This is a genomic window from Streptomyces roseifaciens, from assembly GCF_001445655.1.
In the GTDB taxonomy this organism is placed as follows: domain Bacteria; phylum Actinomycetota; class Actinomycetes; order Streptomycetales; family Streptomycetaceae; genus Streptomyces; species Streptomyces aureoversilis.
In genome coordinates, this window is the sequence record NZ_LNBE01000004.1 from 3,214,487 (window position 1) to 3,238,376 (window position 23,890).

A 23,890-nucleotide genomic window follows, 5' to 3' on the forward strand; every position below is an offset into this window, starting at 1 on the left:
GGCTACAGCGCCCTGATGTCGTTCACCGAGAAGCGGGGCGCCCTTCTCGGGGGTCTCGTGCCCGTCAGGAGGATCAGGCGGCACGCCCGGTGCCGCTGGCCCTCGTACGGGCTCAGGAGGCCGAGCATGGCCTCGTCGTCCGTGCCCCTGGCGCCGGTGAGGGCGTAGCCGATGATCTTCGGGAGGTGCAGGTCGCCGACCGTGACGGCGTCGGGGGAGCCGTTGCTGCGCTGGAGCGTCTCGGCCGCCGTCCACGGGCCGATGCCCGGGACCGCCTGAAGGCGTCGCGACGCCTGTGCGTCGTCCATGGCGGCCGCCTCCTCCAGGCGCGCCGCCACCCGGGCCGCCCGGACGATCGTCGCCGAGCGCTTGCCGTCCACGCCCGCCTTGTGCCAGTCCCAGGACGGGATCATCGCCCAGCCGCGCGCGCTCGGCATGACCCGCATCCGCGGGGCCGGGCCCGGGGCCGGTTCGCCGTGCTGCTGCAGGAGGAGCCGCCAGGCCCGGTACGCCTCGTCGCTGGTGACCTTCTGTTCGAGGACGGACGGGATCAGCGATTCGAGGACCAGGCCCGTGCGGGCCAGCCTGAGGCCGGGGTGGCGGCGGTGCGCCTCGTGGACCAGGTGGTGGCGGGGGGCGAACGCCGCCGGGTCGTCCTCGGCGCCCAGGAGGGCGGGGAGCGTCTCCAGGAGCCAGACCGCGCCCGGCCCCCACGCCTCCGCGTGGATGCGTCCGCCCCGGTCGGTCACGTGGAGCGTGCCGGGGCCCTCCGGGGTGCGGGTCGCCCGCCACACCGAGCCGTCCGGCCCCGTCCTGAACGCCGGGTCGCCCGGGCCCCGCGCCAGGACGCCCAGCGTGCGGCCCAGGTCGTACGGGCCCGGTGGGATCCAGGTGCGGGTGGTCATCCTGCCAGGGTACGTCCAGCCGTTCGCCCGCTTATGCCGGATTCATCCGGCTCCTGCGCCCCTACTGGTCCGACGAGAACCTGATCGTCGACGCCGGGATCTCCGCCTCGCACCAGACGCGGGCCCCTGCCCGCAGCTCGTTGTCCGGCCCGATGCAGGCCATGTCCCCGATCACCGCGCCGTCCAGCACCGTGCGCGCCCCGATGCGCGCCCCTGCGCCCACCAGCGAGTCCCGGACCTGGGCGCCCGCCTCGATGACCGCGCCGTCCAGCACCGTGCTGCCGTCGACCCGGGCGCCCGGCTCCACGCGCGCGCCGGCGCCGATGACCGTGCCGCCGGTGAGCTTGGCGTCCGGGGCGACCTCGGCGGTGTCCAGGACCAGCCGGTCGCCGCAGCGGCCGGGGACCGCGGGGGACGGCGCCCGGCCCAGGACCAGGTCGGCCGAGCCCCGGACGAAGGCCTGCGGCGTGCCCAGGTCCAGCCAGTACGTGGAGTCGACCATGCCCTGCAGGTGCGCGCCGGAGGCGAGGAGGCCGGGGAAGGTCTCCCGCTCCACCGAGACCGGCCGCCCCGCGGGGATCGTGTCGATGACCGCCCGGTTGAAGACGTACGCGCCGGCGTTGATCTGGTCGGTGACGATCTCCTCCGGCGTCTGCGGCTTCTCCAGGAAGGCCGTCACCCGCCCCGTCTCGTCCGTCGGGACCAGGCCGAAGGCCCTCGGGTCCTCGACGCGGGTCAGGTGCAGGGAGACGTCCGCGCCGGTGGTGCGGTGGGTCGACACCAGGGCCTCGATGTCCAGGCCCGTGAGGATGTCGCCGTTGAAGATCAGGACGGGCTCGTCCGGGGCGGAGTGGAGCTTGGAGGCGACGTTGCGGATGGCGCCGCCGGTGCCGAGCGGTTCCTCCTCGGTGACGTACTCCAGGTGCAGGCCGAGGTCCGATCCGTCGCCGAAGTACGGCTCGAAGACCTCCGCCAGGTAGGACGTGGCGAGCACGATGTGCTCCACGCCCGCCGCGCGGGCCCGGGCCAGCTGGTGCGTCAGAAAGGGGACGCCCGCTGCGGGGACCATGGGTTTGGGCGTGTTCATCGTGAGCGGGCGCAGCCGGGTTCCCTTGCCGCCGACCAGGAGGATGGCTTCTGTCACCTTGTCGTCTCTGCTTCCTGCTGGGGCCGGGCCGTGATCGGCGGCCAGTGTATGCAGACCGGAGGGTGCCCCCGCGCCAGGTCAGCGGCCCTGGAGGCGGGCCGCGACGGAGCGGGCGGTGCCGAGCTTGCCGTAGAGGCGGGCGCCGGGGCACTCCGTGGCGAAGCCGTCGCGGTGCCCGGAGATGGCCTTGAGCTTGACCTTGGTCCCCTTTTTGAAGAGATTTCCGCCTCCGGACACCAGGCTCGCCGTGCCGGCCGGGTTGGCGCCGAACAGCCCGAGCTTCCAAGCGGTGAGGTCCGCCACCGCATCGACCGCCGCGGTGGACGGATTGGTGGTTCCGTACGTTCCGAGAACGGCGATGCCCATGCTGCTGCTGTTGAAACCGAGGGTGTGCGCGCCCTTGACGGGTCTGGCCACGCCTCCCGCGCGGCCCTCGTAGATGGTGCCGCACTTGTCGATGAGGAAGTTGTAGCCCAGGTCCCGCCAGCCGCTGCTCACAACGTGGTAGCGGTAGATACCGCGGATGACGGACGCGGACTGTGAGCAGGAGTAGCGGTTGCCGGATGCCGTGTGGTGGACGAAGGCCGCGCGGACGGTCCCGGTGTAGGCGAAGCCGGACTCGCGCAGGGACTCGTCGGCGGCCCAGCCGGCCCGGGTGACGATGCGCGGGCGCGGGCCGACGTAGCGCCCGTCGACGCCGCCGTCGTCGACGCTGCTGCCGGGACGGCCGTAGTCCTCCGGGTCGTAGCCGTCACCGCCGCCCTGCTCCCCGCCGGACTCCTCGTCGTCCACCTGCAGCTCGCCCGTGCCGGTGTACTCGATGTCGCCCTCGGACTCCGGCTTGCCGAGCGCGGGGATCTCGGTGGCGCCGAGGGGCGCGAGCGGGACGTTGGCGGCGGAGGCGGCGAGCTCGTTCTCGCTGGGGACGGGGGGCGCGGCGGAGCGGGTGCGGTCGGCGCCGGGGTCGACGAGTTCCAGGCGCAGCCCGGAGGGTAGGGCTCCGGCCGGGGTCCGGCCGGTCGTGGCCGTCGCGGCCTCGGGGCGGACGCGGACCTGGATGGCGTCGGAGGCGCCGACCCACAGGGGCGCGGTGGATCCGCGCAGCCGCCCTGCGCGGCCCTCGGCCGAGTCGCTGTCGGGGCGGTCGTCGTCGTGGGTCGAGATCTCCTGCCAGCCGGCCCAGTCCCGGCTGCCGACGGGGCGGGTGCGCACCTGGGCGTGGCCGCGGAGTTCGGCCGCGGCGTCGTCCCAGACGATGCCGACCAGCGAGAAGGGCTTGACCTCCAGCTGGGGCAGGCCCTGCTCCGAGGTGGGCTCGGGGCCCGCCGTGCGGCTCCTGCCGTGCAGCGGGACCAGCGGCAGCGACTGGGTGCTGCCGGGCACGGAGCGCGAGGTGAGGCCCGGGTCGTGGGTGGACTGCGAGGCGGAGGAGGGGGCGGCGAGGAAGGGCAGGGTGAGGGCGGCGGCGCAGGCGGTCACGGTCGTCGAGACAAGGATTCCACGCATACCGAAAATCTTGGGCATACCTATATAAATCTGTCCATTCGTCAAGTGGCCCACGGGTTCTCCCCGTACCCCTTCGGCGTCATCCTTCCGACTGACCCGCACGCGCCCCGCCGCGTACGCTGGCGCCGATGAACGCCACCGATCGCACCCCCGCCGACCTGCTGCGATCCGCGCTCGCCGCGGATCCGTCCCGCCCGCTCGTGACCTTCTACGACGACGCCACCGGCGAGCGCGTGGAATTGTCCGTGGCCACCTTCGCCAATTGGGTGGCGAAGACCGCCAATCTCCTCCAGGGCGATCTCAACGCCGAGCCGGGCGACCGGCTCGCCCTGCTGCTGCCCGCCCACTGGCAGACGGCCGTGTGGCTGCTGGCCTGCTCGTCCGTCGGCGTGCTGGCCGACGTCGGCGGCGATCCGGCCGCCGCGGACCTCGTCGTCAGCGGGCCCGACACGCTGGAGGAGGCGCGTGCGTGCTCGGGCGAGCGTGTGGCGCTGGCCCTGCGCCCCCTGGGCGGCCGGTTCCCCCAGCCGCCCGCGGGCTTCACCGACTACGCCGTCGAGGTGCCCGCCCAGGGCGACCGCTTCGCCCCGTACGCCCCGGTCGACCCCGACGCCCCGGCGCTCGCCGTGGACGGGCTTGAGCTGACCGGCGCCCAGCTCGTGGAGCGGGCCCGCACGGACGCCCACCAGCACGGGCTCGGCGCGGGCTCGCGCATGCTCTCCGGGCTGCCCTACGGCTCCTGGGACGGGCTGTCCGCCGGGCTGTTCGCCCCGCTCGCCTCAGGCGGCTCGGTGGTGCTCTGCCGCCACCTCGACCGGCTCTCCGGCGGCGGCCTCGACAAGCGCCGGGAGAGTGAGCGCGTCACCGTGACGGCCCTCTGACGCTGCCGCGGCGCCGCACTCGGGCGATGATCGGTCTACGGACCGATTACGGCACCCCCCGAGGAGGGACGCAGCGCACCCGTGACCCAGAGCCCAGGAAGGCCCGGCCCCCCGGCCACGCCGTCCTGCTCCGCCTTCTTCGAGGAGCCGGACGAGCCGCCGCCCGCGCCCCGTCGGCGCCGCCGCTGGCTGCGCTGGCTCGCTCTGGGCACGGCGCTGGCGGTGCTGGCCGTGGTCGCGCTGGGCTGGTACCTGTACGAACGGCTCAACGGCAACATCCGAACGGACACGGCCACCGCGGACGAGCTGCGGCGCTGGGAGAAGGAGCGCCCCACGGCCCTGGTCAAGGGCGCCCAGAACATCCTGATCATCGGCTCGGACACCCGCAGCGGCGCGGGCAACGGCCAGTACGGCGAGGACAGCGGCACCCAGCGCTCGGACACCACGATCCTGCTGCACGTGGCCGCCGACCGGAAGAGCTCGACCGCCGTCAGCCTCCCGCGCGACCTGATGTCGATGATCCCCCGGTGCCGGCGGTCCGACGGCACCGAGACGAACGAGCGCTTCGCGCAGTTCAACTGGGCGTTCGAGCAGGCGGGCCCGGCCTGCACCATCCGTACGGTCGAGAAGCTCAGCGGCATCCGCATCACCCACCACGTGATCGTGGACTTCAGCGGCTTCAAGCACCTGGTCGACGCGGTGGACGGGGTCGAGGTGTGCCTCAAGCAGGCCGTCGACGACCAGGAGGCGCGGCTGAAGCTGCCGGCCGGCCGCCAGACCCTCAACGGCGAGCAGGCGCTCGGGTACGTCCGGGCCCGCTACAGCCTCGGCGGCGGCAGCGACACCGAGCGGATGGGGCGACAGCAGCAGTTCCTCGGCGCGCTGTTCAGGGAGATGCAGAGTGACGGGGTGCTGCTCAACCCCACCCGGCTCTACCCGGTGCTGGACGCCGCCACGTCCTCGCTCACCACGGACGCCGGGCTCGACTCGCTGCGCAAGATGTACGACCTGGTGCGCACCGTGCGGACCGTCCCGAGCGACCGCGCGCAGTTCCTGACCGTGCCGCGCCGCCCGTACCCGTACAACCCCAACCGGGACGAACTGGTACAGCCGGACGCCGACCAGCTCTTCAGGCAACTGCGCGAGGACCGGCCGGTGTCGGTGACCGGAAACGTCCGGGCGGCGGAGAACAAGCCCGGGGACCGCAGGCCGGGCGCCGGCAAGCCGGGGGCCGAGGAGGGGCCGGACGGATCGGAGGGGCCGGGGGGCCAGGTGAGCCCGGAGGGGCCCGGCAGTCCCGAGGGGCCGTCAGGAACAGGGGGAACCACGGGAACCGGGGGGCCGGCGTGGACGCCGGGCACCGGGGGGACCGGAGGAGGCCCGGCCGCGCCCGGCACTCCTCGCACGCCGCACGGGGTCACCGGCCGGAACGGTACGGCCCCGCCCTCCGGCGGCGGATCCTCCGCGCCCGCGAGCGCCCCGGCGGCCCCCGCCGGCACCGCGCCGGGCACCGCTCCCCCCACCTACGAAGGAACCACGGCCGCACGCGGCATCTGTGGATGAATCGCTCAAAGCTCGCGAACGGATCTTCCCGCTCGGCGAATGGATTGAGCAGATTGCCCAGTTGTAGGGGAGTGGAATTTGTCACCGGCGTCGCTTGCCGCTGAACTGGGCGGATAGTGTGAGCGATCCGGTGCGCACGGCCGGGCTGACCGCGCACTGCACAGACGACGTGACCGAGCGCCTCGGGGGGGCAGGCGCCGCGTGGCACCGACGGAGGATTCAAGCGACCGTGGACGCGCAAGGCCGTGGGCGGGCGGGCGGTATCGACCCCGCCGACCAGTGGGTCTTCGACCCCAAAACCGGCAGCTACGAGCTGCGTCTCGACCATGCCGACGGGGCGGATCCGACCCCGGGCACGGGCTCTCCCCCCTCGGACATCACCGATCCCTCCGACTCGGCCAGCTCCTTCGTGCCGTCCTCGAAGGCCACCCCGAGCCCGGCACCGCGCCCGAAGACGGCATCCGGCGGGCGGCGCGAGGTGCCGGGCCAGCGGGTCACCGGCCGGCGCGGAGGGGCCAAGGCGGGAGCCAAGGCGTCGGTCAAACCCGCGACGGGCAGGCGCAAGCCCAAGCCCAAGAAGTCCACCAAGAAGAAGGCGCTGCTGTGGACCGGAGGGACGCTGGCCTTCATCCTGGTCGGCGGCTCGCTGGGCGCCTACCTGCTCTACGAGCACTTCAACAGCAACCTGAACAAGGTCGACGTCGGCATCAACAACGGCGCCGTCATCAAGGGCCCCGTCAACATCCTGGTCATCGGCACCGACAAGCGTGACGGCGAGGGCAACAAGGGCTACGGCGACGAGGGCAGCGTCGGCCACGCCGACACCACCCTCCTCTTCCACGTCTCCGAGGACCGGTCGAACGCCACCGCGCTCTCCATCCCGCGCGACATGATCACCGACATCCCGGAGTGCACCACCAAGAAGGACGGGAAGACCAAGACCATCCCCGGCTCGAAGGGCGTCCGCTTCAACGAGAGCCTGGGCCAGGAGGACCGCGACCCCGGCTGCACCTGGCGGACCGTCGAGGCCCTCACGGGGCTGAAGGTCAGTCACTTCATGATGGCCGACTTCAACGCCGTCAAGAGGATGTCGTCGGCGGTCGGCGGCGTCGAGGTGTGCCTGGCCAAGGACATCGACGACCCCAAGTCGCACCTCAAGCTCAGCAAGGGCCGGCACAAGATCGAGGGTGAGGACGCGCTCGCGTTCGTCCGGACCCGGCACAGCGTCGGCTTCGAGAGCGACCTGGACCGCATCAAGCTCCAGCAGCAGTTCCTGAGCTCGATGATCCGCGAGATGAAGTCCGACGACACCTTCACCAACCCCAAGAAGCTCTACAACCTGGGCGACGCGGCCACGAAGTCACTGACCGTCGACTCCGGCATAGGGTCCGTCAGCGATCTGACCAAGCTGGCCAAGGACCTCAGCCGGGTCAACATCAAGAACATCACCTTCGCGACCGTCCCCGTCGTCGACAACCCCGCCGAGGGCAAGAACCACAAGACCGTCGTCCTCGACAGGACGAAGGCCGATCCGCTGTTCGCGATGGTCCGTCAGGACGTCTCCCTCACCGAGGTGAAGGAGAAGGAGAAGAAGGAACAGGAGCAGGCCGACGCCAAGCAGGCGGCCCTGCTGCAGGGTCCCCGTGCGGAGCCCGCGGCCGTCCGGGTCAAGGTCCTCAACGGCAGCGGCAGGATCGGCGCGGCCCAGGAGGCCGTCCGCTGGATGCAGAACAGCAAGGGCATCGTCCGCAGCAGCAACGGCGGCAACGGCAAGAAGGCCGACAAGACGGTCCTGGAGTTCTCCCCCGCCCAGGCCGACCAGGCGCGCCGCATCGCCGACGTGATGGGCCTGTCCGCCGACGCCCTCAAGGAGACCTCCGGCGGCACCGCTCCGGCCGAGATGACCCTCACCCTGGGCTCGGACTTCAAGGGCGCGGGCACCCCCGTCAACGCTCCGGCGCCCGCAAAGGCGCCGGAAGGCATCCAAAAGGTCGAAGCGGACGACAAGAACATCTGCGCCAAGTGAACCCAGGCACCGCACAGATGCATCTCACTATCGGGCGGCCGGTCTGCTGAGCAGCAGGCCGGCCCTGCCGCGCGACCCGATGGGCGCGCACCGATCCACGAGAGACGACACGCCTGCCCATCGGGCCGGACGCACCATTTAGGGGAGGCCTGATGCGGCAGAGCAGTGCGCGGGGGCCGCGGGCGCGCAAGAGCGTGCCGGGGGCACGCGAAGACGGCGGCAGGGGCGCGCGGGCGGGCGACGCCGAGGCGGCGCAGGAGGCCGGAACGGCCGGGTCTGCCGGGTCGGCCGCGAAGAGCGGAGACGCCGGAAAGCCGGAGAAGGCCGGGAAGACCGGGAAGCCGGAGAAGGCCGCGATAGCCACGAAGGCCGACGGGGCCGGGAAGGGCGGCGCCCCCGTCAGCCGGCGCACCCGCGCCGCCCGAATAGCCCGCTGGGCCGCGCTCTGCCTCGCGGTCCTCGTCCTCGGCGTCTCGGCCGCCGGCTACTTCTACTACCAGCACCTCAACGGCAATCTGAAGAAGGACCCGCTCAACCTCGGCGACAAGCGCCTCGACCGCAGCGCCGCCAACGCCGCGGGCCAGCGCCCGCTGAACATCCTCCTCCTCGGCTCCGACAGCCGGAACTCGGCGGAGAACGTCGCCCTCGGCGGCGCCCGCGAGGACGCCGGGCGCAAGCCGCTCGCCGACGTCCAGATGCTCGTGCACGTCTCGGCCGACCGCAGCAACATGTCGGTCATCAGCGTCCCGCGCGACACCCGGGTCACGATCCCCAAGTGCACCGACCCCGATGACGGGACGGTCTACAAGGAGACGAACCGGCAGATCATCAACACCAGCCTGATGAACGGCGGGCCCGGCTGCACCGTCGCCGCCTGGGAAGAGCTCACCGGCATCCCCATCGACCACTTCATGATGATCGACTTCGCGGGCGTGGTGAGCATGGCCGACGCCGTCGGCGGCGTCCCGGTCTGCGTGGACAACAACGTCTACGACAAGGACTCCGGTCTCCGCCTGGAGAAGGGCACGCACAACGTCAAGGGCGAGCAGGCCCTGCAGTGGCTGCGCACGCGCCACGGCTTCGAGGACGGCAGCGACATCGGCCGCACCCACGCCCAGCACATGTACATGAACGCGATGGTCCGCCAGCTGAAGTCCGGCACCAAGCTCACCGACCCGGACAAGCTCACCGACCTCGCCGAGGCCGCCACCAAGGCGCTCACCGTCGACAAGGACCTCGGCTCGGTCAAGAAGCTCTACGACCTCGCCGACGACCTCAAGCGCGTGCCGTCCGGCCGGATCACCATGACCACCATGCCGTGGGTGTCGGACCCCTGGAACCCGGACGCCCACGTCGTCCCCAAGCCGGGCGACGCGGAGCAGCTGTTCTCGCTCGTCCGCCGCGACATCGCGCTCGACGGCAAGGACAAGAAGAAGGACGACAAGGCCGCCGCGCCGACCGCGCCGGCCTCCCCCAAGGGCTCCGTCGAGGTGACGGTCTTCAACGGCACCGGCACCGCCACCCAGCCCGTCGCCACCGGCCGCGGCGCCGAGATCGCCGCGGCGCTCGTCAAGCAGGGCTTCACCAAGGCCACGTCGGACTCCACGCCGAAGGCCCAGGCCGACACGACGCTCAGGTACGCCAAGACGTCCCAGCGGGCCGACGCCGAGGCCCTGGCCAAGGCCCTCGGGCTGCCGGAGCGGGCGGTGCGGATGTCCACCGCGGTCGAGGGGCTGACCCTGGTGATCGGCGGGGACTGGCGCACGGGGACGACGTACCCCAAGGGCGACGACGCAGCGGACGCGGACGAGAAGAGCGGGAAGGGCGAGAAGGGCGAGAAGCCTGGGAAGCCCGGCGACGAGAAGGCGAAGGGCGACGACAAGCCCAAGAAGGAGGCCGACGACAAGGCCCCCGAGAGCTCGGACCCCCTCAACGGCAACGACACCTCCGCCTGTATGAAGGTGAACTCGCTGAATCGTTTCTGAGCATGCGGAAAAGGCCGGACGAGCCCGTCGTCCGGCCTTTCGCGCAGATCGGCGCGGTCAGCCCGCCCGCACGGGCTCCTTGCGGCTGGCGATGACCTTCTTCGCCAGCGACCGCGGGCTGGTCAGGAAGCCGAAGCCCCACGACATGTGCATCGTCGCCAGCGCCACCGGGATCTGCACCCGCGCCTTCAGCGGCAGGCCCTTGCCCGCCGGCACCGAACCGGCGGTGATCGCCGCCAGGTACCCGGCCGGCACGACCAGGCCCCACGGCGTGACGGCGGCGCCGGCCACGAGACCCGCGGCGATGGCGACGACGGCGGTCGGCGCGGCCAGGTAGCGCAGGTTGATCGAGCCCTGGTGGTAGCGGGCCACGACGTGGCGCCAGCGACCGTAGTCCTTGTACTGCTTGGCCAGCGCCTTCACGCTCGGGCGCGGCCGGTAGGAGACCTTCAGCTCCGGCGAGAACCAGATCAGCCCGCCCGCCTCACGGATGCGGAAGTTCAGCTCCCAGTCCTGGGCGCGGATGAACTCCTCGTTGTACCCGCCCTGCTGCTCCAGCGCCTCGCGCCGGAAGACGCCCAGGTACACGGTCTCGGCGGGGGCGGCGGCGCCTCCGGTGTGGAAGGCGGCGTTGCCGACGCCGACCTTGGAGGTCATCGCGGCGGCGACGGCCTGCTCCCAGGCGTTCTCCCCCTCGGCGTGCATGATGCCGCCGACGTTCTGCGCGCCGGTCTCGTCGAGCAGGCGCACGGCCGTCGCGATGTAGTCCGGCGACAGCATCCCGTGGCCGTCCACGCGCACCACGACCGGGTGGCGGGAGGCCTTGATCGCGGCGTTGAGGGCGGCGGGCGTGCGGCCGGTGGGGTTCGGCACGGTGTGGACCCGGGGGTCTTCCCGCACGAGCTCGGCGGCGATCTCGTCCGTACGGTCCGTGGACGGGCCGAGGGCGATCACCACCTCCAGCTCGCCGGCGTACTCCTGCTCCAGGATGTGCCGCACTGACGTGCGCAGATGCCGCTCCTCATTGAGCACCGGCATGATCACGGAAACGGCGGGCGGCTGCTGTTCGGACATGGTTCCTCGGGGATACGGGGTCCCCCCGGCGGGGTGGGGAGAGCCGACGGAGTCGTCCGTCACGTTACCGCTAATGGCGGAACGGACGCTCCCGCCCGGGTGGCAGCGGCGTCCGGAACGGCGTGGGGACGCGGTCCGCTGATCGTATTGACCTACGTTATCCGTCCCCGTTCCGCCCGCATCCCGTCCGTCGTGGAGGCCCCCGCCCATGACCGCACCGGCCCCCAGCCCCCCATCGCGCCGGGCCCGCCACGGCGCGCCCCGCCGGCCGCGCTGGGGTCTGCGCCTCGCCATGTGCGCCGCCGTGGCCGTGCTGGCCGCGGGCGGCATCGGGCACGCGGTGGTCACCGACATCGACAGCCGGATCGGCCGGGTGGACCCCTTCCGCGGCCTGTCGAACCGGCCGCCCGTCGCCGTCAGCAAGGGCATGAACATCCTGCTGGTGGGCACCGACGCCCGCGACCGGATCGACCCCGACGAGCGGCGCCGCTACCACCTGGGCGGCACGGCCTGCCACTGCACGGACACGGTGATGCTGCTGCACCTGTCCGCGGCCCGGGACCGCGTCTCCGTCGTCAGCCTGCCCCGCGACACCTACGCCGAGATCCCCGCGCACGTCGACGAGGCGGGCCGTCCGCGCCCCGCCCACGCGCAGAAGCTGAACGCCGCCTACGCCGAGGGCGGGCCCGGGCTCACCGTGCGGACCGTGGAGCTGCTCACCGGGGTCCACGTCGATCACTACCTGGAGGTCGACTTCACCAGCTTCATGCGCACCGTGGACGTGGTGGGCGGGGTGCAGGTGTGCTCGGCCCGGCCGCTGCGGGACCCGTACAGCGGGCTCGACCTGCCGCCGGGCACGAGCACCCTCAACGGCGGGCAGGCCCTGCAGTACGTGCGCTCACGGCACCTCGACGGGGCCTCCGACCTGGGCCGGATGCAGCGGCAGCAGCGCTTCCTGGCCTCGCTGCTGCACACGGCGACGGACGGCGGGGCACTCCTGAACCCGGTGAAGTTCCAGCAGGTCGCCGCGACGCTGCTGGGGTCGGTGCGCGCGGACCGGGGCTTCGACGGCGAGACGCTCATCGGGCTCGGCCGGGCGATGAAGAACCTCTCGCCCGCCTCCGCGGAGTTCGCCTCGGTGCCGGTGGGGTCCGCGGACTATCCCGTGCCGCGGGTCGGCTCGACGGTGAAGTGGGACGACGAGGCGGCCGCCCGCCTCTTCGAGGCGCTGCGCGAGGACCGTCCGCTGACGGCCCGGACCCACCGGCAGGCGCACGACGCCAAGCCGCCGGTGCCGCGGCCCGCGCCGTCGCCTGCGGAGGCGGCGCCCGGGCAGGTCCGCGTCCAGGTCTACAACGGCTCCGGCCGGCGGGGGCTCGCCCGCGAGACGGACCGGGCGCTGCGGGCCGGGGGCTTCGCCACGACCGGGCTGCCCGCGGACGCGCCCGGGACGCCGGTCCGGCGCACGGTGATCCAGTACGACCCGCGCTGGGACCACGCGGTCCGGACGCTGGCGTCGGCCCTGCCGGACGCGGAACTCCGCCCCGTACCGGGCCAGGGCCCGCTGATGAAGGTGACGGTGGGCACGGACTTCAGGGCGGTGACCCCGGTGAAACCGGTGAAACCGCAGGCGCCTCAGGCACCGCGCCCGGGGGCGGGCCCTGGCCGGGGCGGCCAGCCCGCGGTATCAGGAGACCAGGTCCTGTGCCCGGAGAAGAGCCTGGTGTAGTCCGGCACCGCCGGATACCGGCGTCGCGGCGCCCGGGGCGTGCCCGGGGCCCTCCGGGGAGGGTCAGTCCTCGATGCCCTCCGCGGCCCGCGCGTCCCGCAGTTCCTTGATCGCGCGCCGCCGCGCGAGGCGGTGCGTGCGGCGGATCTGCGCCTCCTGGTAGCGCCGCCGGTCCCGCTCCGTCTCCGGGAGCACCGGCGGCACGGGCCGCGGCTTGCCGTTCTCGTCGACGGCCGCGAAGACGAGGTACGCGCTGCCGACCTGGACCGCGGGCGTCGACTCGTTCCAGCGCTCGGCGAGCACCCGGACGCCGACCTCCATGGAGGACCGCCCGGTCCAGTTGACCTGGGCCTTCACATGGACGAGGTCACCGACGCGGACCGGCTCGAGGAAGGCCATCTCGTCCATGGAGGCCGTGACCGCGGGGCCTCCGGAGTGCCGGCCGGCCACGGCGCCGGCGACGTCGTCCACCAGCTTCATGATCACACCGCCGTGGACGGTGCCCAGCAGATTGGTGTCACTGCCGGTCATGATGTGGGAGAGCGTCGTACGGGCGGCCGACGTCGGCTTGCCGGCCGTCTCCTGCTCCGGGTGGTCCTGAATGGTCATGTCCACCACTGTATGCCGGGTGGGTGAACGCCGGAGGATTGCATCAGGTCTGCAACAGCAGCCCCCGGAACCCGTAGACGATCTCCGTGCCGGGCGGCCGACAGGCACACTTCGTTGCATGAGTGATTGGTCCGGAGGGCGGAGCGACGAGCGGCGGCAGGCGTACGGGCGCGGCAGCGCCGGCGGCGCCGAGCCGGAGGGTGCGCGCGCCATGCCGCACGTACGGCGTGCGGCGCCGCCTCAGCAGTACAGCCCGCCCCAGGGCTACGACGAGGCCCCGGTCGCCGGCGGCCACCGCGTGGTCGGCCAGGGCGGCCCGGGTGACGGGTACAACACGGGCCAGGTCTACGGCCGCGGCGCCCCGAACGGCCCGGGCGGTCCCGGTGGCCCCGCAGGCCCGGGCGGCCCCGGCGGGGGCGGCCCCCGCCCGCAGCGCACCGCCCGCCCGGACTGGCGCAGGCGCATCAAGATCGGCCTGGTGACCTTCGTCGTCCTGCTGCTGGCGGTCTCGGTCGGCACGTACTTCTGGGCCGACTCCAAGCTCCGCACCGAGGTGGACCTGAGCAAGGTCAAGGAGCGGCCCCCGGCCGGCGAGGGCACCAACTACCTGATCGTCGGTTCGGACAGCCGCGAGGGCCTGTCGGACGAGGACAAGAAGGACCTGCACACGGGGTCGGCGGACGGCAAGCGCACCGACTCGATGATGATCCTGCACACCGGCGACAACGGCACCACGATGCTGAGCCTGCCGCGCGACTCCTGGGTCACCATCCCCGCCTTCACGGGCCAGAAGTCCGGCAAGCGGTTCGCGAAGTCCACCCACAAGCTCAACCAGGCGTACTCGGACGGCTGCGCGGAGCTGCTCGCGCAGACCATCGAGTTCAACACCGGCCTGCGCATCGACCACTACGCGGAGATCGGCTTCGGCGGCTTCCGCAACCTGGTCGACGCGCTGGGCGGCGTCGAGATGTGCCTCGACAAGCCGCTGAAGGACCGGGACTCGGGCGCGGACTTCAAGGCGGGCTGCCAGGAGCTGGACGGCGCCCAGTCGCTGGCCTTCGTGCGCCAGCGCCACCAGGAGGCCGACCAGGACCTGGGCCGGATGCGCAACCAGCAGAAGTTCCTGAACACGCTCGCGAAGCAGGCGGCCTCGCCCTCGACCGTCCTCAACCCCTTCCGCCTCTACCCGGTGATCGGCTCGGGGCTCGACACGCTCATCGTCGACAAGGACATGGGGCTGTTCGACCTGATGGACATGTTCTGGGCGATGAAGGGCGTCACGGGCGGCGACGGGCAGCAGATGACCGTGCCCATCGCCAGCGCGAACCTGCCCACGCCCAACGACGGCGTGGCCGTGAAGTGGGACATGACCAAGGCCAACCAGCTCTTCGAGCAGCTGAAGAAGGACCAGAAGGTCACCGTCTCCGACAAGTGAGGCGCTCCGCGGCGCCCGGCCGGCCGGCTCAGGCCGGCTGGTCGGGCGGCGTCGCGTTGATGACGGCGAAGACACCGCCCTGCGGGTCCTGCACGACGGCCATGCGGCCCGCCATCATGTCGAACGGCGGCTTGAGGACGTTGCCCCCGGCGCGCACCAGCGCGTCGACCGTGCTGTCGGTGTCGTCGACCGCGAAGTACGTCAGCCAGTGCGAGGGGGCGTCCTCCGGAATGCCCGGGATGCTGGCCAGCCCCTGGAGCCCGCCGACCATGCGGCCGTCCACCTCCAGCGAGAAGTAGCCCGTGGCGCCCTCCATCGGGGTGGCCTTGATGCCGAGCGCCTTGGCGTAGAAGCCCGAGGCGGTGGCGGTGTCGCTGGTGTTGAGCTCGTTCCAGATCACGGCGCCCGGCTCGTTGACGACGCCCGCGCCGGGGAAGTCGCGCGCCTGCCACAGGCCGAAGACGGCCCCCGTGGGGTCGGTGGCCACGGACATCCGGCCGAGGGTCATGACGTCCATGGCGGGCATCATCACCTCGCCGCCGTTCGTGGCGATGCGCGACTGGGTGGCGTCCACGTCGGCGGTCGCGAGGTAGGTGGTCCACACCGAGGGCGGCATCGGGTCGGGCGTGCTGCCGTCGGGGTTCATCGCCGCCATGATCCCGGCGACGGGCTTGCCGTTCATCGAGCAGACCGCGTAACCGCCGGTCTCGGGCGGCCCGACCTCCCCCTGCCAGCCGAACAGGTCGCGGTAGAAGTCGAGCGCCGCCTGCTGGTCGGGGACCATGAGGTCGACCCAGCAGGGGGTACCGGGAGCGTAGGGGCCGGTTACGTCGGGCATGACGGGCGCCTCCAGGCGGCGGGCGGATACGGATGTCCCCCAGCAGGATCGGTCCCGCCGTGCCCGGACGCCAGCGGCGCTCCCCCGTACGGGGAACGCCGCCGGCCGCAACGCCCGCGGGCTACTTCGGCAGGTTGCGCGCCATGACGATGCGCTGGACCTGGTTCGTGCCCTCGTATATCTGCGTGATCTTCGCGTCGCGCATCATGCGCTCGACGGGGTAGTCACGGGTGTAGCCGTAGCCGCCGAGGAGCTGGACGGCGTCGGTCGTGACCTCCATGGCGACGTCCGAGGCGAAGCACTTGGCGGCGGCGCCCTGGAAGGTGAGGTCGGCGTCGCCGCGCTCGGACTTGGCGGCCGCCGCGTAGGTGAGCTGGCGGGCGGCCTCGATCTTCATCGCCATGTCGGCCAGCATGAACTGGACGCCCTGGAAGTCGCCGATCGGCTTGCCGAACTGCTTGCGCTCCTGGACGTAGCCCTTGGCGTAGTCGAGGGCGCCCTGGGCGACGCCGAGAGCCTGGGCGGCGATGGTGATGCGGGTGTGGTCCAGGGTCTTCATCGCGGTGGCGAAGCCCGTGCCCTCCGCGCCGATCATGCGGTCGGCAGGGATGCGGACGTTGTCGAGGTAGACCTCGCGGGTCGGGGAGCCCTTGATGCCGAGCTTCTTCTCCGGGGCGCCGAAGGAGACGCCCTCGTCGCCCTTCTCGACGACGAAGGCCGAGATGCCCTTGGAGCGCTTCTCCGGGTCCGTCACGGCCATGACCGTGTAGTACTCGGAGACGCCGGCGTTGGTGATCCAGCGCTTGACGCCGTTGAGGACCCAGAAGTCGCCGTCGCGCACGGCGCGGGTCTTCATGCCGGCCGCGTCCGAGCCGGCGTCCGGCTCGCTGAGGCAGTACGAGAACATCGCGTCGCCCTTGGCGAGCGGGCCCATGTACTTCTTCTTCAGCTCCTCGGAGCCGGAGAGGATCACCGGCAGCGAACCGAGCTTGTTCACGGCGGGGATCAGCGAGGACGACACGCAGACACGGGCGACCTCCTCGATGACGATCACCGTGGCGAGGGCGTCCGCACCGGCGCCGCCGTACTCCTCGGGGACGTGCACGGCGTGCAGGTCGGTGGCGACGAGGGCGTCCAGAGCCTCCTGGGGGAAGCGGGCCTCCTCGTCCACCGCGGCGGCGTGCGGGGCGATCTTCTCCTCGGCGAGCTGGCGCACGACCTTGCGCAGCTCGTCGTGCTCCTCGGAGAGCCGGTAGAAGTCGAAGTCCTTTGTTCCCGCCAAGGCGCACTCCCCTGAGAGTTAACTACCGTTTAGTAACCCCGATTCTAGGGGCGGCCCCCGGACAGGGACTACGTGAGCTTGCCGACAGCACCCGGCGGGCGCCCCCGCGACTGCCGTCCACCCCGCTCCTTCCCAGCTCGGGGCCCGACTATGCTCGGGCACCGCAGTCCCGCCCGTCAGCACATGGAGCACGCATGGCCCCCAGGATCACCGTGATCGGCACCGGCTACCTCGGCGCCACCCATGCCGCGGCCATGGCCGAGCTCGGCTTCGAGGTGCTGGGCCTCGACGTGGCCCCCGAGAAGATCGAGATGCTCGGGCGCGGCAAGGTCCCGATGTACGAGCCGGGCCTGGAGGAACTGCTGCGCAAGCACGTCGCCGGGCTGGAGGGCTCGACCGGGCGGCTGCGCTTCACGACCTCCTGGGAGGAGGTCGGCGAGTTCGGCGACGTCCACTTCGTCTGCGTGAACACTCCGCAGAAGCACGGCGAGTACGCCTGCGACATGTCCTACGTCGACGCCGCCTTCACCTCCCTGGCCGCCGTCCTGCACGGCCCCGCGCTCGTCGTCGGCAAGTCCACCGTCCCGGTCGGCAGCGCCGCCCGGCTCGCGCGGCTGCTCACCGACCTCGCCCCCGCCGGCGAGGAGGTCGAGCTGGCCTGGAACCCCGAGTTCCTGCGCGAGGGCTTCGCCGTCCGGGACACCCTGCACCCCGACCGCATCGTCGTCGGCGTCGCCGGCGAGCGCGGCGAGAAGCTGCTGCGCGAGGTGTACGCCGGGCCGGTCGGCGAGGGCACGCCCTTCGTCGTCACCGACTACCCCACCGCCGAGCTGGTCAAGACCGCCGCCAACTCCTTCCTCGCCACGAAGATCTCCTTCATCAACGCCATGGCCGAGGTGTGCGAGGCCGCCGACGGCGACGTCGTCAAGCTCGCCGAGGCCATCGGCCACGACGACCGCATCGGCAAGAAGTTCCTGCGGGCCGGCGTCGGCTTCGGCGGCGGCTGCCTGCCCAAGGACATCCGCGCCTTCATGGCGCGGGCCGGCGAGCTGGGCGTCGACCAGGCGCTCACCTTCCTCCGCGAGGTCGACTCCATCAACATGCGCCGCCGCGCGCACATGGTCGAACTGGCCCGCGAGGCGGTCGGCGGCAGCTTCCTCGGACAGCGGGTCGCCGTCCTCGGCGCGACGTTCAAGCCGGACTCGGACGACGTCCGCGACTCCCCCGCGCTCAACGTCGCCGGGCAGATCCACCTCCAGGGCGGCCAGGTCACGGTCTACGACCCGAAGGGCATGGAGAACGCGCGGCGCCTCTTCCCGACCCTCGCCTACGCGGAGAGCGCGCTCGAGGCGTGCCGCGGGGCGCGGGTGGTACTGCACCTGACCGAGTGGGGCGAGTTCCGCGAACTCGACCCCAAGGCGATCGCCGCCGTCGCGGCGGACCCCCACATCATCGACGGCCGCAACGCGCTGGACGCTGCCGCGTGGCGGGATGCGGGCTGGACGTTCCGCGCGATGGGGCGCCCTCGCGCGTGAGGGCACCCGGCTTTCCTTCCGCCGCGGCGGATGTGTGAGGCCGGGCCTCACGCCACCTGCCCCGGGGGTCTGGGGCACCGCCCCAGGAAACGGTGAAAGGGCGGGGCCGGGGCCTTTCTCCCGCCGCAACGGCGAGCAGCCGAAACGGCGGTGACCGGCGGTGCCGGGCCGGCCTGAGGCCGGAGAGGCATCGCCGGAATGCGCCGTCGTGGCTGAGCGCCACTGCGGCGGATGTGTGAGGCCGGGCCTCACAGCACCTGCCCGGGCACAGCCCGGCCCGGCACCGCCGGAATGCACCGTCGTGGCTGAGCACCGCCGCGGCGGATGTGTGAGGCCGGGCCTCACAGCGTCTGCAGCGGCACGGCCCCGCTGCCCGGCGGGCGTGTGAGGCGAGGCCTAACGACCGCTCAGGTGGTCGGCTCGTCGTCCAGGACGTCGATCGTTGCGATCGACGGACCCCGCTTCGCGGAAGCCGCCCGCGCCACATCCTCCGCGTCCCGCAACACCCGAACCGCATTGCGCCACGTCAGCTTCGCCAGGTCCGTGGCGGACCAGCCTCGGTGGAGGAGTTCGGCGATGAGGTTGGGGTAGCCGGCGACGTCGGCCAGGTCGACGGGGGTGAACGCCGTGCCGTCGAAGTCGCCGCCGATGCCGATGTGGTCGACGCCGGCGACCTCGCGCATGTGGTCGAGGTGATCGGCGACCGTCGACGCCGTCGCGAGCGGCCGCGGACGCTCCGCCTCGAAGGCGCGGTGCAGCGCCATCGCCCGCGGCGAGGTGTCGAGGTGGTGCAGGCCGTGCGCGCGCAGGTTCTCGTCGGCGGCCTGCGTCCAGGCGACGGCCTCCGGCAGGATGAACTTGGGGACGAACGTCGCCATGGCCACGCCCCCGTTCGCGGCGAGCGCGCCGAGGACGTCGTCGGGAACGTTGCGCGGGTGGTCGCAGACGGCGCGCGCCGAGGAGTGCGAGAAGATCACCGGCGCCTCGGTGACCCGCAGGGCGTCCCGCATCGTGTCGGCGGAGACGTGCGACAGGTCGACCAGCATGCCGATGCGGTTCATCTCCCGCACGACTTCCTCGCCGAAGCGGGTCAGCCCACCGGCCGCGGGGGTGTCCGTGGCGGAGTCGGCCCACGGGATGTTGTCGTTGTGGGTGAGGGTCATGTAGCGCACGCCGAGCCGGTGCAGCGCCCGCAGCGTGGCCAGGGAGCAGTTGATGCTGTGCCCGCCCTCGGCGCCCATCAGCGAGGCGATGCGGCCTTCGGCGCGCGCGGCCTCCATGTCGTCGGCGGTGAAGGCGAGCTTGAGCGCACCGGGGTGGCGGTCGGCGAGCTGCCGGACGACGTCGATCTGTTCGAGCGTGGCGCTGACGGCCTCGTCGCCGGCGAGGTCCGTACGGACGTAGACCGACCAGAACTGGGCGCCGACGCCGCCCGCGCGCAGCCGCGGCAGGTCGGTGTGGAGCCCGGTGGCGCTCTGGTCGCGGGCGATGTCGCGCCGGTCGAGGTCGTAGCGGACCTGCTCGCGCAGCGCCCAGGGCAGGTCGTTGTGCCCGTCGACGACGGGGTGGGCGGCGAGGAGCTCGCGGGCGCGGTCCAGCAGCTGGTCCGTCATCGTCGCTCCCGCGGTCACTTGCCGAATCCGAAGCCGCCGGCGCCCTGCACCTTCGCGCGCAGCCGCCTGCCCTTGTCCGTGGCCTGTTCGTTGAGCTCGTCCTGGAAGTGCTGCATGCGGGCGAGCAGGTCGGCGTCGTGCGCGGCGAGCATGCGGACGGCGAGCAGGCCGGCGTTGCGGGCGCCCGCGACGGAGACGGTGGCGACGGGCACCCCGGCCGGCATCTGGACGATGGAGAGCAGGGAGTCCATGCCGTCCAGGTACTTCAGCGGCACGGGCACGCCGATCACCGGCAGCGGGGTGACGGAGGCCAGCATGCCGGGCAGGTGGGCGGCGCCGCCCGCGCCCGCGATGATCGCCTTGAGGCCGCGGCCGGCGGCCTGCTCCCCGTAGGCGACCATCTCGCGCGGCATCCGGTGCGCGGAGACGACGTCGACCTCGTAGGGGATCTCGAACTCGTCCAGGGCCTTGGCGGCGGCTTCCATGACGGGCCAGTCGGAGTCGGAGCCCATGACGATGCCGACGACGGGGCCGACGGGGGAAGCAGTCATTCCGTGATCGTTCCTCGCAGATATCCGGCGGCGTGGCTCGCGCGCTCGCGCACATCCGCCAGATCGTCGCCGTAGGTGTTGACGTGTCCGACCTTCCGGCCGGGCTTGACGTCCTTTCCGTACATATGGATCTTCAGGCCCGGGTCGCGTGCCATGCAATGGAGGTACGCGGAATACATGTCGGGATAGTCGCCGCCGAGCACGTTGGCCATGACGGTCCACCTGGCGCGCGGGCGGGGGTCGCCGAGCGGCAGGTCGAGCACGGCGCGCACGTGGTTGGCGAACTGCGAGGTGATCGCGCCGTCCTGGGTCCAGTGGCCGGAGTTGTGCGGGCGCATCGCGAGCTCGTTGACGAGGATGCGGCCGTCGGCGGTCTCGAACAGCTCCACGGCGAGGTGTCCGACGACGCCCAGCTCCTGGGCGACCTTGAGGGCGAGCTGCTGGGCCTGCGCGGAGAGCTCCTGCGAGAGGCCGGGCGCGGGGGCGATCACGGTGTCGCAGACGCCGTCGACCTGGATGGACTCGACGACGGGGTACGAGACGGCCTGGCCGTGCGGGGAGCGGACGACGTTGGCCGCGAGCTCGCGGACGAAGGCGACCTTCTCCTCGGCGAGGACGGGGACTCCGGCGCGAAAGGGTTCACTCGCCTCTTCTGCGCTGCGGACGATCCAAACCCCCTTTCCGTCGTATCCGCCGCGCACCGTCTTGAGGACGACGGGAAACCCGTCGCCTTCGGCCGCGAAGCGCGCCACGTCGTCGGGGTCCTCGACGATGCGGTGCCGCGGGCACGGCACTCCGATCGCGTCGAGCTTCGCCCGCATCACGCCCTTGTCCTGGGCGTGCACCAATGCGTCGGGCCCCGGGCGGACGGGGATGCCGTCCGCCTCCAGGGCCCGGAGGTGCTCGGTGGGAACGTGCTCGTGATCGAAGGTGATCACGTCACACCCTTGTGCGAAAGCACGAAGGGTTTCCAGGTCGCGGTAGTCGCCGATGACGACGTCGCTGACCACCTGGGCCGCCGAGTCCTGCGGGGTATCGCTGAGCAGCTTGAACTTGATGCCGAGGGGGATGCCCGCCTCGTGGGTCATACGGGCGAGCTGGCCGCCGCCGACCATGCCGACTACCGGGAACGTCACGCCCCCAGGGTATCCGTACGGGCGAACTGCCCCGGACCGTGTTCGGAGGATCATCCGAAAAGACAGTGAGTGCACCAATGGCCGATATGACTCGCGTTCGCCTCACGTTCACCGACTCCGTCCGTCGGCGTCCGGGCCCGGTGGATAGCATGAAAGCTGCCCCACGCCCCAAGACGCCCATTCAACGGAGCCTGACGATCCCATGAGTCAACGGCGCACAGTGCGTTCCCGGCTGGAGCGGGTGGCCCGCGAAATCGCCAAGTTCGGCGCGGTCGGAGCCATCGGGTTCGTGGTCAACTTCATCGTCTTCAACATCTGTGTCCACGGTTTCGGCCTCGCGGTGGTGCGCTCGGGCGTGATCGCCACGGCCGTGGCCATCGGCACCAACTACGTCGGCAACCGCTACTGGACCTACCGCGACTCCGACAGGAGCCGGCGCAGCCGCGAGATGAGCCTGTTCCTGCTCTTCAGCGGCGCCGGGCTGGTGATCGAGAACGGCATCCTGGCGATCTCGCACTACGGCTTCGGCCTGACGACCCCGCTCGCGGACAACATCGCGAAGAACGTGATCGGGCTCGGGATAGGGACGGTCTTCCGCTTCTGGTCCTACCGCACGTGGGTCTTCCGGGCGCAGGCGGTGGAGACCGCGGAATCGTTCCTGTCCGCCCCTCCGGAGCGGGTGGAAGCGCGGAAGTAGGGGCAGGCCCCCCTGCACCCCCCTCGGGGGCGCACTCACCCGTGGGAGTCGGACCCCTCCGCCTCCCGGCTCAGGAACAGCGCGAAGACCGGCGGGTTCGCCTGGAGCAGCTCCAGGCGGCCGCCGTCCGCCTCCGCCAGGTCCCGTGCGACGGCCAGCCCCAGGCCCGTGGAGTTCCGCCCGCTGACGGTGCGCTCGAAGACCCGCGCCCCCAGGTCCGGCGGCACGCCCGGCCCCTCGTCCGTGACTTCCACGACCGCCTGGTTGCCGGTGACGCGCGTGCGCAGGGCGACCGTGCCGTCGCCGTGCATCAGGGAGTTCTCGATGAGGGTCGCGAGGACCTGGGCGACGGCGCCGGGCGTGCCGACGGCCCGGAGCCCCTGCTTGCCGGAGCGGACGATGGCGCGGCCCTCGCTGCGCGAGGCCGGGCGCCACTCCTCGATCTGCTGCTTGATGACCTCGTCGAGGTCGAAGGTGACGGCCGAGCTGGACTTGGGGTCGCGGGAGTTGGTGAGCAGCCGCTGGACGACGTCGGTGAGCCGCTCGACCTGGGCGAGGGCGATCGTCGCCTCCTCCTTGACCGTCTCCGGCTCGTCGGTGAGCGTGATCTCCTCCAGCCGCATGGAGAGCGCGGTCAGCGGCGTGCGCAGCTGGTGCGAGGCGTCCGCGGCCAGCCGCCGCTCGGCGGTGAGCATCCGCGCGATCCGCTCGGCGCTGGAGTCGAGGACGTCGGCCACCCGGTCCAGCTCGGGCACCCCGTAGCGGCGGTGGCGGGGGCGGGGGTCGCCGGAGCCGAGCCGTTCGGCGGTCTCGGCGAGGTCGGTGAGCGGGGCGGTGAGCCGGTTGGCCTGGCGCACGGCCAGGAAGACGGCGGCGATCACGGCCAGCAGCGCGACGGCGAGGATCACCAGCAGGGTGCGGCCGACCTCGCGGCTGACCGTGGAGCGGGACTCCTCGACGCGGACGAGCACGCCCTGCTCGCCCGGCTCGGTCGCGACGATGACACCGCCCTCGGGCCGCTCGCCGATCTCGATCGCCGGCCGGCCGGGGATCTCGATGCGGGCGTACCGGTCGTCGGTGATCTGCTCGCTGAGCACCTCGGACTCGACCCGCTCGCCCCCGACCAGCCGGCTGTCGACGATGCTCACGAGCCGTACGGCCTCGGACTTCACGCTCTCCTGGGCGCTGCTCTCGATCGTGCGGGTCTCGACGATGACGAGCGAGATCCCGAAGACGGCGATCACGACGAGGACGACGGCGAGCGTGGAGTTGATCAGGCGGCGACGCACGGGTTGCCCTCCGGGCGGGTGGTACGAAAGAAAGCGGTTCCGGATGCCGGGAGGGGCCGCTCCGCGCACGGCCCCTCCGGGCCCGGCAT

At 72.1% G+C, this 23,890-nt stretch carries 19 protein-coding genes; 8 read left to right on the forward strand and 11 right to left on the reverse strand.

The genetic code is table 11. The features are described 5' to 3' along the window. Positions 1-2: 2 nt before the first annotated feature. From AS857_RS31575 to AS857_RS31585, 3 genes are all read right to left on the reverse strand, one after another. On the reverse strand, positions 3-905 hold the full coding sequence (locus tag AS857_RS31575; RefSeq protein WP_058046569.1) for a DNA-3-methyladenine glycosylase family protein: 903 nt from the start codon (positions 903-905) through the stop codon (positions 3-5). 61 nt (positions 906-966) lie between these two features. Further along, a complete protein-coding gene (gene manB / locus AS857_RS31580) occupies positions 967-2,049 on the reverse strand; it encodes a mannose-1-phosphate guanylyltransferase (protein WP_058046570.1) in 1,083 nt (360 codons plus the stop codon). 81 nt (positions 2,050-2,130) lie between these two features. Beyond that, a complete protein-coding gene (locus AS857_RS31585) occupies positions 2,131-3,558 on the reverse strand; it encodes a peptidoglycan recognition protein family protein (protein WP_058046571.1) in 1,428 nt (475 codons plus the stop codon). 128 nt (positions 3,559-3,686) lie between these two features. Here AS857_RS31585 and AS857_RS31590 point away from each other — a divergent pair, with 128 nt between their 5' ends. The 4 genes from AS857_RS31590 to AS857_RS31605 all read left to right on the forward strand — a co-directional run bounded on the left by AS857_RS31590 (position 3,687) and on the right by AS857_RS31605 (position 10,013). Next, positions 3,687-4,439, forward strand: coding sequence for a TIGR03089 family protein (locus AS857_RS31590; protein ID WP_058046572.1), 753 nt, complete (start codon positions 3,687-3,689; stop codon positions 4,437-4,439). Positions 4,440-4,520: 81 nt separating this feature from the next. Next, positions 4,521-6,002 carry an LCP family protein gene (locus AS857_RS31595; RefSeq protein ID WP_245700581.1) on the forward strand — a complete coding sequence of 494 codons (1,482 nt, stop codon included), beginning with the start codon at positions 4,521-4,523 and terminating at the stop codon, positions 6,000-6,002. Positions 6,003-6,231: 229 nt separating this feature from the next. Then, positions 6,232-8,028, forward strand: a complete 1,797-nt coding sequence (locus AS857_RS31600; protein WP_058046573.1) for an LCP family protein — start codon at positions 6,232-6,234, stop codon at positions 8,026-8,028. A 152-nt stretch (positions 8,029-8,180) separates the two neighbouring features. Beyond that, positions 8,181-10,013: an LCP family protein gene (locus tag AS857_RS31605; RefSeq protein ID WP_079110759.1), complete on the forward strand. Its 1,833-nt coding sequence runs from the start codon at positions 8,181-8,183 to the stop codon at positions 10,011-10,013. Positions 10,014-10,070: 57 nt separating this feature from the next. Here the strand turns inward: AS857_RS31605 and AS857_RS31610 are convergent, their stop codons facing one another. Continuing rightward, positions 10,071-11,087, reverse strand: coding sequence for a glycosyltransferase family 2 protein (locus tag AS857_RS31610; RefSeq protein WP_058046574.1), 1,017 nt, complete (start codon positions 11,085-11,087; stop codon positions 10,071-10,073). A 208-nt stretch (positions 11,088-11,295) separates the two neighbouring features. Between AS857_RS31610 and AS857_RS31615 the strand changes: the two genes are divergently transcribed. After that, positions 11,296-12,816 (forward strand): LCP family protein, encoded by a 1,521-nt coding sequence (locus tag AS857_RS31615; RefSeq protein ID WP_058046575.1) that lies wholly within the window; start codon positions 11,296-11,298, stop codon positions 12,814-12,816. A gap of 63 nt (positions 12,817-12,879) precedes the next feature. Here the strand turns inward: AS857_RS31615 and AS857_RS31620 are convergent, their stop codons facing one another. Then, on the reverse strand, positions 12,880-13,425 hold the full coding sequence (locus tag AS857_RS31620) for an acyl-CoA thioesterase (RefSeq protein WP_058047192.1): 546 nt from the start codon (positions 13,423-13,425) through the stop codon (positions 12,880-12,882). Between the two features lie 118 nt (positions 13,426-13,543). Here AS857_RS31620 and AS857_RS31625 point away from each other — a divergent pair, with 118 nt between their 5' ends. Then, positions 13,544-14,860, forward strand: coding sequence for an LCP family protein (locus AS857_RS31625; protein WP_079110760.1), 1,317 nt, complete (start codon positions 13,544-13,546; stop codon positions 14,858-14,860). Between the two features lie 28 nt (positions 14,861-14,888). On the opposite strand, the gene AS857_RS31630 is transcribed toward AS857_RS31625, so the two are convergent. Both AS857_RS31630 and AS857_RS31635 read right to left on the reverse strand, forming a co-directional pair. Next, complete coding sequence (locus AS857_RS31630) at positions 14,889-15,698, reverse strand: VOC family protein (protein ID WP_058046577.1); 810 nt, start codon at positions 15,696-15,698, stop codon at positions 14,889-14,891. Between the two features lie 121 nt (positions 15,699-15,819). Beyond that, complete coding sequence (locus AS857_RS31635; protein ID WP_058046578.1) at positions 15,820-16,980, reverse strand: acyl-CoA dehydrogenase; 1,161 nt, start codon at positions 16,978-16,980, stop codon at positions 15,820-15,822. Positions 16,981-17,174: 194 nt separating this feature from the next. Between AS857_RS31635 and AS857_RS31640 the strand changes: the two genes are divergently transcribed. Next, positions 17,175-18,515 (forward strand): UDP-glucose dehydrogenase family protein, encoded by a 1,341-nt coding sequence (locus AS857_RS31640; RefSeq protein WP_058046579.1) that lies wholly within the window; start codon positions 17,175-17,177, stop codon positions 18,513-18,515. Positions 18,516-18,922: 407 nt separating this feature from the next. Here the strand turns inward: AS857_RS31640 and AS857_RS31645 are convergent, their stop codons facing one another. Genes AS857_RS31645 through AS857_RS31655 form a run of 3 tightly spaced genes read right to left on the reverse strand, consistent with a single transcriptional unit; the run spans position 18,923 to position 21,869 of the window. Then, on the reverse strand, positions 18,923-20,128 hold the full coding sequence (locus AS857_RS31645; RefSeq protein WP_058046580.1) for a dipeptidase: 1,206 nt from the start codon (positions 20,126-20,128) through the stop codon (positions 18,923-18,925). 14 nt (positions 20,129-20,142) lie between these two features. After that, entirely contained in the window at positions 20,143-20,679 is a 537-nt protein-coding gene (gene purE / locus AS857_RS31650; RefSeq protein WP_058046581.1) for a 5-(carboxyamino)imidazole ribonucleotide mutase, read from the reverse strand. Continuing rightward, positions 20,676-21,869, reverse strand: a complete 1,194-nt coding sequence (locus AS857_RS31655) for a 5-(carboxyamino)imidazole ribonucleotide synthase (RefSeq protein WP_079110761.1) — start codon at positions 21,867-21,869, stop codon at positions 20,676-20,678. The genes purE and AS857_RS31655 overlap by 4 nt, the downstream gene beginning before the upstream one ends. 148 nt (positions 21,870-22,017) lie before the next feature. Here AS857_RS31655 and AS857_RS31660 point away from each other — a divergent pair, with 148 nt between their 5' ends. Further along, positions 22,018-22,512, forward strand: a complete 495-nt coding sequence (locus AS857_RS31660) for a GtrA family protein (RefSeq protein ID WP_058046583.1) — start codon at positions 22,018-22,020, stop codon at positions 22,510-22,512. A gap of 35 nt (positions 22,513-22,547) precedes the next feature. On the opposite strand, the gene AS857_RS31665 is transcribed toward AS857_RS31660, so the two are convergent. After that, positions 22,548-23,801, reverse strand: coding sequence for an ATP-binding protein (locus tag AS857_RS31665; RefSeq protein ID WP_058046584.1), 1,254 nt, complete (start codon positions 23,799-23,801; stop codon positions 22,548-22,550). Positions 23,802-23,890 lie beyond the last annotated feature (89 nt).